General features: G+C 73.6%; 9 protein-coding genes. 3 read left to right on the forward strand and 6 right to left on the reverse strand.

All coding sequences use genetic code 11. The annotated features are described in order from the left end of the window. The first annotated feature begins 7 nt into the window (after positions 1 to 7). On the forward strand, positions 8 to 598 hold the full coding sequence (locus H577_RS18105) for a serine O-acetyltransferase (RefSeq protein ID WP_156876620.1): 591 nt from the start codon (positions 8 to 10) through the stop codon (positions 596 to 598). Between the two features lie 116 nt (positions 599 to 714). On the opposite strand, the gene H577_RS16115 is transcribed toward H577_RS18105, so the two are convergent. From H577_RS16115 to H577_RS17840, 6 genes are all read right to left on the reverse strand, one after another. Next, on the reverse strand, positions 715 to 1,602 hold the full coding sequence (locus tag H577_RS16115) for an SGNH/GDSL hydrolase family protein (RefSeq protein ID WP_051191953.1): 888 nt from the start codon (positions 1,600 to 1,602) through the stop codon (positions 715 to 717). Between the two features lie 2 nt (positions 1,603 to 1,604). Continuing rightward, the gene (locus H577_RS16120) at positions 1,605 to 2,024 is read right to left on the reverse strand and encodes a VOC family protein (RefSeq protein ID WP_051191954.1); all 420 of its coding nucleotides are present in this window, start codon (positions 2,022 to 2,024) and stop codon (positions 1,605 to 1,607) included. Positions 2,025 to 2,029: 5 nt separating this feature from the next. Next, the gene (locus H577_RS17055; protein ID WP_156876621.1) at positions 2,030 to 4,606 is read right to left on the reverse strand and encodes a DUF7402 domain-containing protein; all 2,577 of its coding nucleotides are present in this window, start codon (positions 4,604 to 4,606) and stop codon (positions 2,030 to 2,032) included. A gap of 149 nt (positions 4,607 to 4,755) precedes the next feature. After that, positions 4,756 to 6,126: a glycosyltransferase gene (locus H577_RS17060; protein WP_029145912.1), complete on the reverse strand. Its 1,371-nt coding sequence runs from the start codon at positions 6,124 to 6,126 to the stop codon at positions 4,756 to 4,758. 92 nt (positions 6,127 to 6,218) lie between these two features. Next, positions 6,219 to 7,640 carry an oligosaccharide flippase family protein gene (locus H577_RS16135; RefSeq protein ID WP_051191956.1) on the reverse strand — a complete coding sequence of 474 codons (1,422 nt, stop codon included), beginning with the start codon at positions 7,638 to 7,640 and terminating at the stop codon, positions 6,219 to 6,221. Further along, on the reverse strand, positions 7,637 to 8,866 hold the full coding sequence (locus tag H577_RS17840; protein ID WP_051191957.1) for a rhamnosyltransferase WsaF family glycosyltransferase: 1,230 nt from the start codon (positions 8,864 to 8,866) through the stop codon (positions 7,637 to 7,639). Before H577_RS17840 ends, H577_RS16135 begins: the two co-directional genes overlap by 4 nt. Positions 8,867 to 9,009: 143 nt before the next feature. Between H577_RS17840 and H577_RS0110515 the strand changes: the two genes are divergently transcribed. Both H577_RS0110515 and H577_RS0110520 read left to right on the forward strand, forming a co-directional pair. Then, on the forward strand, positions 9,010 to 9,828 hold the full coding sequence (locus tag H577_RS0110515; protein WP_029145914.1) for a hypothetical protein: 819 nt from the start codon (positions 9,010 to 9,012) through the stop codon (positions 9,826 to 9,828). After that, positions 9,825 to 11,303 (forward strand): hypothetical protein, encoded by a 1,479-nt coding sequence (locus H577_RS0110520; RefSeq protein WP_156876622.1) that lies wholly within the window; start codon positions 9,825 to 9,827, stop codon positions 11,301 to 11,303. Before H577_RS0110515 ends, H577_RS0110520 begins: the two co-directional genes overlap by 4 nt.

An 11,303-nucleotide genomic window follows, 5' to 3' on the forward strand; every position in this document is an offset into this window, starting at 1 on the left:
GGGAGTCGTGGGGGACTTCGCATTCGACTTGCACAAGGCCTTCGCCATCCGGCTCGGCCCGCACCCGTCGCGGCTCGCGCGCCTGCGGCTGACGGCGCTGAGCTCCGAGCTGCACTGCGTGGCCTGCCACCGCTTCGGGCAGTGGGCGCGCCGGCTGCGCATGCGGCGCCGGATGCTCGGCACCCTCGCCGTCATCGTCCACCGGCTGTGGGACCGCTGGGTCAGCCACATCGACAGCGCGCACATCAGCCGCAACGCGCAGATCGGGCCCGGCTTCTTGGTGATGCACCAGACCGGCATCGTCATCGGCGAGGGGGTCATCGGCGCGAACTGCACCGTGCATCAGAACGTCACGATCGGGCAGGGTGTCGCCGGCGGTGACAACACCGTGCCCACCATCGGCGACAACGTCTGGATCGGCCCCGGCGCGATCATCACCGGCGGCATCACCGTCGGCGACGGGGTGACGATCTCGGCGGGCACCGTGCTCTCGCGCGACGTGGATGCCGGCAGCCTCGTCGCCGGCAACCCCGGCCGGGTGATCGCGCAGAACTACGACAACAGCGAGATGCTCGGGTTCCGGATGCCACCGCGATGACGCCCGGGCCCGCGGCATCCGTCACCCCAGCCTGACCCGCGGCAGCGCCGGGTCACCGCGATGACGCCCGGGCCCGCGGCATCCGTCACCGCACCCCGACCCGCGGCAGCGCGATGTCAGCGCGCGGCGACCAGCCGCTCGGCGACCGGGCCGAGCAGGTCGAGCAGCGCGGTGGCCAGGGCGCTTGCCCCCGCCGCGTTCAGATGCAGGCCGTCGGACGAGACCGCCGGGTTCATCACCCGGTAGCGCACGCCGTCCTGCTCGGCCGCGAGCACGCGCCCGTCGGGCAGGCGCGACTCGAGATCGGCGATGTCGAACAGCCGCCCGGTGTCGCCGTACCGCTCGCGCACCAGCGCGTTGTACTGCTCGCGCCGGGCGTTGTCGGTGCCCGTTCCCGGCGGCGTCGCCGGTGGCGCGCCCACCTCGGACGCGGCGACCGGGCGGCCCTCGTCGCCCTGCGTGGTGAGGGTCACCGTGGCATACACGAAGACGGTGCCCGGGTGCTCGCGGGCGAGCCGGTCCATCGTGGTGCTGTACGCCTCGAAGACGGCCCGGATGTCGGTGGTCGCGGTGATGTCGACGGCGCCGAGCTTCATCAGCGCGATGTCGACCGAGTCGGCAAGCGGCCGGTCGAAGATGCTCGCGAAGTCGTCGATCTTGCCGAGCGGGTCGCCGTTGGCCCCGATCCAGGCGTGGGCGAACGCAGGATCGGCGGTGTCGCGCACCTGCGGCCACGCGACGTCGGCGATCTGCGGTGCGGGCATGCCCGCCCTGGCGAACAGGGCCGGCACCGCATCGAGGATGCTCATGCCGATCGACTGGTGACCGAACAGCACCCGCACCCGCACCAGTGCGTCCAGCTCGGCATCGGTCGGCGGCGCCGGCGTGGCGGTGGCCGGTGTGGCCGACGGCGTCGGCGGGTCGGGCGCGGTGGCGGCCGGCGCGCAGCCGGCGAGGCTCGCCGCGATCAGCGCGAGCACGACCACGGGCAGCCGGCGGCGCACGATCAGTCCTCGTCCGCGCCGACCCGGTCGCGCCAGTCGCGGGTGGTCACCAGCTCGACGTTCGTGCCGGCCGCATACAGGAACGCGATGGGCTCGTCGTCGAACATCTCGCCCGGCTGCGGCGGGCTGAGCAGACGCGCCCCGCCCTGGCGCAGCGCTGCGACGGCCGCGTCGATGTCGTCGGTGCGGAACGCGAGGTGGTGTGTGCCGTAACGCCCGTCCGCGCGTTCCGGATCGACCGGCGTGATCAGCTTGATCGGCATCGCGCCGGGCTTTTCGAGGAACATGCCGCGCACGCCATGACGCGTGTTCGTCACCGGCCGGGTCGCCCGCCGGTAGCCGAACAGCGTCTCGAGCGCACTCGCCGCCGCCTCGAGGTCACGCACCTGCACGCCGACGTGGTCGAACCAGAACTCGGCCATGTCACTCAGCCGCCGGTGCCCGGGGCCGGCGCGGGGGTGCCGCCCGGGGCCGTGCCCGCTGCTGTGCCGGGGGTCGGCGTGACATCGTCCGGGGTGCGGCCCTGAGCCGACACGGTCGGCGCGGTCGGCGTGACGGTCGGCGCGGGCTCGGCCGGTGGCGTGACCGGAACGACGGGGACGGGAGACCTCGACGGAGCGGGCGCATCGCCCACGCCCCCCGTTCCGGACTCGTCCCCACCCGTCCCCGCCGTCCCTGCTCTCGTTGTCCCTGCCCCCGTCGCCGACCCGGCGCTGCGGGACTGGGCGGCCGCCGTCCCGCTCGGGTCGCCGTGATACGCCTCGATCTCGGACAGGCCGATGTTCTCGGTGGTGGTGCTGGTGCCGGTGATCGACAGTCGCAGCGTTGTGACCGTGCGCGCCGGGAATGTGATGATCGTGGCGGACCCGTCGTTGTTCAGGGCGGGTACGGGCACGGTGGTCCCGTCGGAGAAGGTGAGCGTGCCGGCGGTGATGCGGTCGTTGCCGTTGGGCCTGTCGTACAGGTAGACCCGGTCGATGGTCTGCGGGCTGGTCCAGGTCAGTTGCAGCCAGGCGCCGGCGCGCTGGCCGGCAGAGGACCATTCCGCACCGCCGTTGGCGGGCCATCCCGAGATGACGGCGTCGATCGCGCGGGTGGCACCTTGTCCGGGTGCTTCACTGGATGCCGCGACCAGCGCGTTGCGCGCCACGTCGGGCCCGTCGTACGGTGCCGGGCCGGGCACCGGGTCGGGCTCGGGCACGACCGGGGTCGGGTCGCCGTGATACGCCTCGATCTCGGACAGGCCGATGTTCTCGGTGGTGCTGCTGGTGCCGGTGATCGACAGTCGCAGTGTCGTGACCGTGCGCGAGGTGAACGTGATGATCGTGGCCGACCCGTCGTTGTTCAGCGCCGGTACCGGCACGGTGGACCCGTCGGAGAAGGTGAGGGTGCCGGCGGTGATGCGGTCGTTGCCGTTGGGCCGGTCGTACAGGTACACCCGGTCGATGGTCTGCGGGCTGGTCCAGGTCAGTTGCAGCCAGGCGCCGGCGCGCTGGCCGTTGGAGGACCATTCCGCGCCGCCGTTGGCGGGCCATCCCGAGATGACCGCGTCGATCGCGCGGGTGGCGCCTTGTCCTGGTGCTTCGCTGGATGCCGCGACCAGCGCGTTGCGGGCCACGTCCGGCCCGTCGTACGGTGCCGGGCCGGGCACCGGGTCGGGCTCGGGCACCACCGGGGTCGGGTCGCCGTGATACGCCTCGATCTCGGACAGACCGATGTTCTGCGTGCTCGCGCTGACCGAGGTCACCGTCATCCGCAGCGTCGTGACGCTGCGCGCCGGGAACGTGACGATCGTCGCGTCGCCGTTGTCGTTCAGTGCCGGCACGCTGATGGTCGACCCGTCCGAGAACGTCAGCATCGCGCCCGTCACGCGGTCGGAGCCGTTGGGCCGGTCGTACAGGTACACCCGGTCGATGGTCTGCGGGCCGGCCCAGGTCAGTTGCAGCCAGGCGCCGGCCCGCTGGCCGGCGGAGGACCATTCCGCACCGCCGTTGACGGGCCACCCGGCGGCGACCCCGTCGATCGCCGCGGTCGCCGCCTGCCCGGGCGCCTGCGACGACGCCGTCACCCGCGCGTTGCGGGCCAGGTCGGGCCCGTTGTACGGTGCCGGGCCGGGCACCGGCTGCAGCGGCACCGGCAGCGGCGCGGTGTACTGACGGCGGGTCCAGGTGGCGACGATGCCGGTGTCGCACGTGGCCGGCTCGTCGCACAGCAGCGGATCGTGTGTCGCGTACCGTTGCACGGCCTGCACCTTGCGCGTCAGGTCCAGGCCCGACACGTTCGCCGCCTCGGACTCGGCCCCGTACCCGCGGTAGGAGATGACCGTTCCGGTGTACCCGCTCAACGCCTGCAACGCGAACCAGCCGGCGGCGGTGTGGTCGGAGTGCTCGTTCTGCCCGTCGCGGGCATCCTGGATGCGCACGATGCGCGCCTGCACCCCGTCGACGATCGCCCGCAGCGTGGCGCTGAGCGACGCCGACGTGTAGGCGGCGCGTCCGTCCAGCGGCGCGATCGAGCCGATCCGGCCGTCCCACAGCTTCATCAGCGACACATCGCCGGTGCTGTCGAACCCGGCGCCCGAGATGCCGCCGTCGGGCAGCCGCAGATACACGGTTGTCACCCGGCCGTCCGGGCTGGTGCGCGTGGTCACGGTGTGCCCGGCGTACGTCGCCGCCCCGGTGGTCCACGCCGACTCCGACACGCCGAGCATCGACGAGTACGCGGCCACCGGCCCCAGCTCGCGCTCTTGCCAGTACGCCGCCTGCTCGCCGGCGTCGCCGGCGGTCAGATAGACCGTGGTCTCGCAGGCCCAGCCGTCCAGGTCGTGCCGGATGTCGGGATTGGCGAACAGCAGATCGTCGTCTTCGTGCGCGACGATCGTGACCGACCGGTGCAGGCAGAACGGTGCCGCAGCGGCCGGCTGCGGCGCCGCGAGCACCGCAGTGCCCAGCGCGAGCGGCGCCAGAACGGCGAGCACCCGCATGATGAATCGTGAAGCGAACACGGCGTCCCCAACCAGTGCTTCTCAGCGGCGCGCTCTCGCGGCCGATCCCCAACCGCCGTGCCCCACACACGGCATGCACGCATCGTAGTCCTGATCCGTCGCCGGCAACAGGGGCAGATTCCGGATGCCACGGGCCCGGCCCGCGATGGTCAGTCCCGACCCGAGCGCGAGGGCTCGGCATCCCGCCTCCGTGCGGCCGCGGTCAGCACGGCGGCGTGCGCGGCGATCATGCGCTCGCGCGTGAACTGCGCGGCGAGTGCGAGACCGTGCGGGCTGGGGCATTCCCGGGCGACGGTGAGGATGCCGCGGGCGAACGCGTCGCGGTTGGACTGGTGCCGTCGCCGCCGCTGCCGCGCCATGTCGCGTTGCGAGAACCCGGTGTTCGCGCGGGGCACCACCCGGCCCAGCCGCGGGTCGGTCACCAGCCGCCGCGCCAGCCCGACGTCCGAGAGCACGACCGGCAGGCCGGCGGCGACCGCCTCGATCGCCGACACCGGGCCGCCTTCGGCGAACGAGTCCAGCGCATACAGCGACCCGGCCGCCAGCAGCAGATCCGGGTCGCTGTCGCCGAGCAGGTGCACGCGGGCGCCGGCGGGATGACCACGGCGCACCGCCTCGGCGCGGCGCACCTCGAGCCCGCTGTCGGGTGCCCCCGCCAGCAGCAGCCGCAGCCGCGGCTCCTGCTCGGCCGCCGCGAGGAACGCATCGACGAGCCCGGCAGGGTTCTTCTGGTCGCTGTACCGTTGCAGACCCACCACCACGATGTCATCGGGTGCGAACCGGATGCCGGTGGCCGCGGTGATGCGCGCGCGGGCGGGGGCCCGCGGCATCCGTCGGCCCGTCTCGGCCACCCCGTTGACGACGACCTCGATCGACGCCGACCCCAGGCGCGGGGCGAAGAACTCGCGCACGGTGTCGCTGACCGCGACCACGCCCGCCGCCCGCGCGGCGAACGCGCACAGCTGCGCCCACATCTCGTCGTGGAAATACGACTCGACCGCGTGCAGCACCAGCACGGTGCGTTCGGCCAGCGGTGCCAGCGCCTGCAGGTGCGCCTCGTCGATGCGGTGCAGCTGCACGGCGGCGGGCGGATGCCGGCTCAGCCGCCGTGCCAGCTCGGCGACGGAGAGCTCGTCGACGCGCACTCCGGCCGCCCGCAGGTCGTCGGCCACCCGCCCGCCGGTCGTGCAGACGACGTCGGCCGGCACGCCGTGCGCGGGCAGGCCGCGCGCGAGGGCGGCGACCACCGTTTCGACGCCGCCTGTGTCGAGCGCGCCGGCGACCAGCAGGCATCCAGGGATGTCACCGGCCCGGGCGACGGCGCCCGCGGGCGCACTCTGGACCGTGGCGGCATCGGCGTGCTCGGCCGTCGCCCGCGGCACCGTGGGCAGGCCGCCGCGCGGGGTGAGCAGGCCGAGCAGCCGGGTCCAATGCCCGAACCGCCAGCGCGGCGGCAGGGCGTCGGTCACCGCGGTCAGCACCGCCCACGGCGCCCAGCGCAGCGTCGCCCGGGCGCTCATGGTGCACCTCGTCGTGTGGCCCGGGCACTCATGGTGCACCTCGTCGTGTGGCCCGGGCGCTCATCGCGCGCCTCGTCGGGTGGCCCGGGCGCTCATCGCGCACCCCGCAGCGTGTGTGCCTGCCGCCGTGCCCACGGCGCCATGGCCGCGGCATAGACCGCCGCGCCCACCGCGACCGCCCCGATCAGCGCACCCGTGGTGTGCGGCAGCACTGTGCACAGCACGGCCGCCGCGCTCGCTCCGACCGCCGCGGCCAGCGTCGGCCGCCCGGCCTCAGCCAGCAACGGACCCAGGCGCACGCCCGCCGCGCGCAGCGCGATCAGGTGCGCCGGCAGCACGACCACCGCCGCCACGGCGACCTGCGCCCACCCGGCCCCGGCGATGCCCCACCGCGGCACCGCGACGATCAGGGCCGCCAACAGCACCCCCAGCCAGAGCAACTGGATCCACAGCACCGCCCGCGACCGGCCGCGGGCGTAGAGGTACCCGGTCGCGATGTCGAACACGACCCGCAACGACCCGTGCAGCCCGAGGGCCGCGAGCACCGCGGCCGCCGGCATCCACTTCTCGCCGTACAGCACCGCGATCACCGGGCCGCTCAGCGCGGCCAGCACCGCCCCGGCCGGCAGCGCCAGCGCCCAGCCCGCCGCCGTCACCCGCGCCAGTCCCGCCCCACCGTCGTCGGTGCGCGAGAAGTACGGCAGCGCGATCGACCGCACCACCTGCGACAGCGCGCTCATCGGCCAGCTCGACACGTTGAACGCGAGCACGTAGTAGCCCAGCGCGGTCACGCCCACCATGCGCGCCAGCACGATGTTGTCGACGTTCAGAAGGCCCCAGCCGATCAGGTTCGCCACCGCGATCGGCACGCCGAAGGCGAGGATCGGGCGCACCAGCGCACGGTCGATGCCGAACCTCGGCCGCTCGCGGGCGATCACGAACTGCAGCACCAGCGCCACCACCTGCGCGCAGACCCGCCCGGCCGCCAGGCCCAGCGCCCCCCACCCGACGCTGACCAGCAGCAGTGTCACCGCCGTGTAGACGACGAAATCGGCCGCACCGATCGCGAACAGTTCGCGCTGCTGAAACCGGCGCAGCAGCAGCGCATACGGCACCACCCCGGCCCCGGCCAGCAGCAGCGTCACCGACAGCAGGGCGATGGCGCCGGATGCCTCGGGGCTGCCCAGCGCCGAGGCCAACAGCGGCGCCGTGCCCACGGCCAGCGCCGTCGTCATCGCCCCGGTCACCAGGCCCAGGGTGGCGATCGTGGGACCCAGCCGGGCGGGCTCGTCGGTGCGCACCAGATCGGCCGACAGCCCCAGGTCGGCGAGCGTCATCAGGATCGACTGCACTGTGAGGGCGACCGCGAACACCCCGAACTGGTCGGGGGTGAGGATGCGAGCGACCACGATGCCGACCACCAGGCTGCCCAGTCTCAGCACGATCGAACTCAGCCCGCTCCACGCCGCACCCTGCACGGCCCGCCTGGTGAGGGTCGGCTCGTCGACGGTCACGGTCGCGCCGCCCGTCCGGCCCGGGCGAGTTCGTCGCACAGGATCTCGGCGACGCGGGCGCCGGTGGCATCCCACGATGCAGTGGTCACCTGCGCGGCCACCGTGTCGGCCAGAGCCGGGTCGGCGCGCGCCCGGTCGACGACGTCGGCGAGGGCCGTCGCGATCGCCGCCGCGGTGGGTCGCGCCCACGCCACGTGCGGGTGGTGCAGGTCGGCGCGGGCAAGCGGCGAGTCGTTGACGACCGGGATCGTGCCGGCCGCGAGCATCTCTTCGGCCACCAGCGAGATGTTCGTGAACGACAGGGCGATGCCCGCAACCGCGTGGTTGTACAGGGTGTTCAGCTCTGCCGGGGTCAGCCCGCCGTGCGCGATCACCGGGAACGGCAGGTCGCGTGGCGCATCGCCGTACACGTGGATGGGCTCGTCGGGCCGCAGCCGGTGGAACCGTTCGAGCGCACGCACCGCCAGCGGGTATCCACGCCGATCGGTGCCCCGGCGTGCATACAGCACCACGCCGCGCCGGGGCGCACCGGGGCGCAGCACCCGGTACACGTCGCGGTCGCATCCGAACGGAACGACGTCACAGTTCGCACCGGTCTGGTCGCGCAGGCATCCGGCGACCATGTCGCCGAGCGCGATGATCCGCAGACCCAGCCGATAGCTGTCTTCGGCCAGCGCGTACTCGGTGCCGCGCGGCGAGAAGTACGGCTCGAAGTCCTGCACGAAATACACCGCCGGCTGGCCGCGCAGGCGCCGCGTGGCCACCACGTGCGCGGTCGGCCACGACGACGCCACCACCACGTCGTAGCCGGAAAGGTCGGCACCGATCGGGCGGATCTCGCACTGCAGCCACGGCCATGCCCGGCGCACGATCGCCGCCCGTGCGGCGAAGTCCGACCCGAACGGGTCGTAGAACACGAGCGTGTTCGCGAAACCCGCCGCCTGCGCCGCACGCATCATCCGGAACAGTGTGGTGTGCCCGCCCGAGCCCGGGCCGGGCGGGATCACCACCCAGGCCGCCCGGGGGGCCGCGCCGGCAGGGTGTGGCATCCATTCGCCGCGACCGGCCGGCACGGCGGCCGAGTCGGCGATGTCGTCGCTGCGCAGCGGCATGCCCAGCCCGGCGACGTCCAGCCGCTCGCCGAGGCGCGCCACGGCACGGCGCAACAGCTCGCGCGGCGGCTTCGCCGTGAGCGCGCGCCAGGTCCCCAACAGATCCCAGGTCATGCTCGTCCCCAGTGCATACCGGTGTGCGGCCCATCATGGCACACCAGCGCACTCTCAGCGACCCCCCGGTGTGCAGGGGCCGAAGTCGCGGTAACGTGAGCGCAGTCACCGAAACGGTTGTTGGGGGTCCGGAGGTGCAGGCGATGACGCTGGCTGATCTGTTGGGGGCGCTGGCGCGGCGATGGTACGTCGTGGTGGTGGTGTGTGCGTCGGGCGGGATGCTGTTCGCCTGGCTGTCGGCATCGGGCGGGGTGTATTCGAGTGAGCCGGTGATCGCGTTCGCGTTCCCCGGCGCCCGGATCATCGAACCCGACAACGGGGTCGCCGACGAGGACGTGATCGCGTTCGCGCTCGCCGTGGGCGAGGCGGTCAACAACGGGCGTCCGGTCGAGCGGTACGCCGCCGCCGATGCCCCGCTGTACGGGGCCGGTGCCCGGCAGCAGGTGCAGGTGAGCGTGCCGAACGCGGGCGGGCAGTGGGGCATCAGCTACACCCGCGCCGAGATCGTCGTCTCGATCGTGGGACACACCCGCGAGTGGGTGCAGCAGACCCAGGACGAGACCATCCAGAACGTGTTCGCGGTCGCCGCCCGCGAACAGGACCTGCACGGCGTGCCCGCGAACCGGCGCATCACACCCAGCGTGCTGCCGCTGTCGACGCGCATCGAGTACATCGGCGCCGGCGGCACGCAGCGACTGCTCGCGCTCGGCGCGCTGGCGGCGGCGACCGCGCTCGTCGCCGGGTGGGCCGCGGTGACGTGGGACCGCGCGGCCCGTGCCCTGTCGGCGCGGCGCGGGGTGGACGGCGGCGATCGGGGCGCGGCGGAGCGCCCGGTGCGGAGTGCGGCGGAGCGTCCGGTGCTGAGCGTGGCTGAGCGCCGGACGGGGTCGGGCGGCGGACGCGGGGCCGCGACGGGGATGGACCCGGGTGCCGAACGCCCGACCGGGGCGGTGATCTCGTGAAGCTCATGGACGTCGTGCACACGCTGGTGCGCCGCTGGTACCTGACCGTTCCGCTGCTGGCCGTCGCCGTGGGCCTGGCGCTGGGGGCGTTCGTCACGGTGCATCCGACCTGGGAGCGCACCGCCACCGTGGTGCTGCTGCCTGACAAGGTGAGCGTGCCCGACGAGGGCAATCCGTACCTGTACCTGTCGGGTCTGAGCAGCGTCGCCGACGTGCTCACCCGGGCGTCGGCATCGCAGTCGTTCCTCGATGCGGTCGGCGACGCCGCACCGGGCACCGAGGTGACCATCGACCGCGACCCGACGACATCCAGCCCGGTCATCGTCGTGACCGTGTCGTCGCCGTCGGATGCGGTGGCCGCATCGATGCTCACGCAGGCCGTCGACCATGTGAGCGAGACGCTCGAACGGCTGCAGGCCGACGAGGGGCTCGGTGTCGACCGGCGCATCACCGCCGCCACCCTCTCGGTCGATGTCAAGGGCACCGCCGTCCAGCGCACCCGGCTGCTGATCGCCGGTGTCGTGGGGGTGGCCGGCGTCGTGCTCGCGGTCGTGGTGCCGACCGCGGTCGAAGGACTGAGCAGGCGGCGCCGACGCCGCCCACGGCGCGAGGGCATCGCCGGGCCGGGCACGGTGGTCGCGGCCGAGGACGAACTCGTGGTGGCCTGGGACGGTGACGCCGACGCGGCGACGGATGCCGCGTCGCCGGTGACCGGTGGTCCCGGCACGACGGTGAGTGTGTCGGCTGCGGTGACCGGTGACGCCGACGCGACGGCGAGTGTGCCTGTTGTGGTGACCGACGATGCCGACCAGGCGACGGATGCCACGGCCTCGGGCGGAGCTGTGGATACGGTCGCCTTAGCCGAGCCCGCTGCCGAACCCGTCGACGGGGCCTCGGCCCCTGACGTGGCGGGGGAGGGGACCGCACCGCACGACGCGCACGGATCCGTCAACGAGACCGATGCGTCCGCGGATGAGCCGGCATCGGCGGACGGGCCTGCGCCCGCCGAACAGACGGCGTCGGCGGACGGGGCGGCGCCCGCGGGGGATGCCGAAAGCGGTGCCGCGGCCGATGAGACGGCGCCCGCGGGTGACGAGTCGGCCGCGCCGCATGCTCCGCGCCGCACAAAGCGCGACACGAGGCATGACACGAAGGGCGAGACGACGCCGGAGGCGAAGCAGGCGACCACGCGCGAGACGAAGCGGGCGACCACGCGCGAGGCGAAGCGGGCGACCGCGCGCGATGCGAAGCGGGCGACCACGCGCGATGCGAAGCGCGGGACCACGCCTGCGGCAACGAAGCGCGGGGCCACGCAGCCGGCGACGAAGCGCGAGACCGCGCATGAGACGAAGCGCGGGAGCACGCACGAGACGAAGCCCGCGACCAGCGAGACCAGGCGCGAGGGCAGCGAGACCGAGCACGACACGCCGCACGAAGACCAGCCCGCGCGCGACCGGGTTCAGTCCGGGGCCTGA

This window comes from Microbacterium luticocti DSM 19459 (genome assembly GCF_000422405.1).
Classification (GTDB): Bacteria; Actinomycetota; Actinomycetes; order Actinomycetales; family Microbacteriaceae; genus Microbacterium; species Microbacterium luticocti.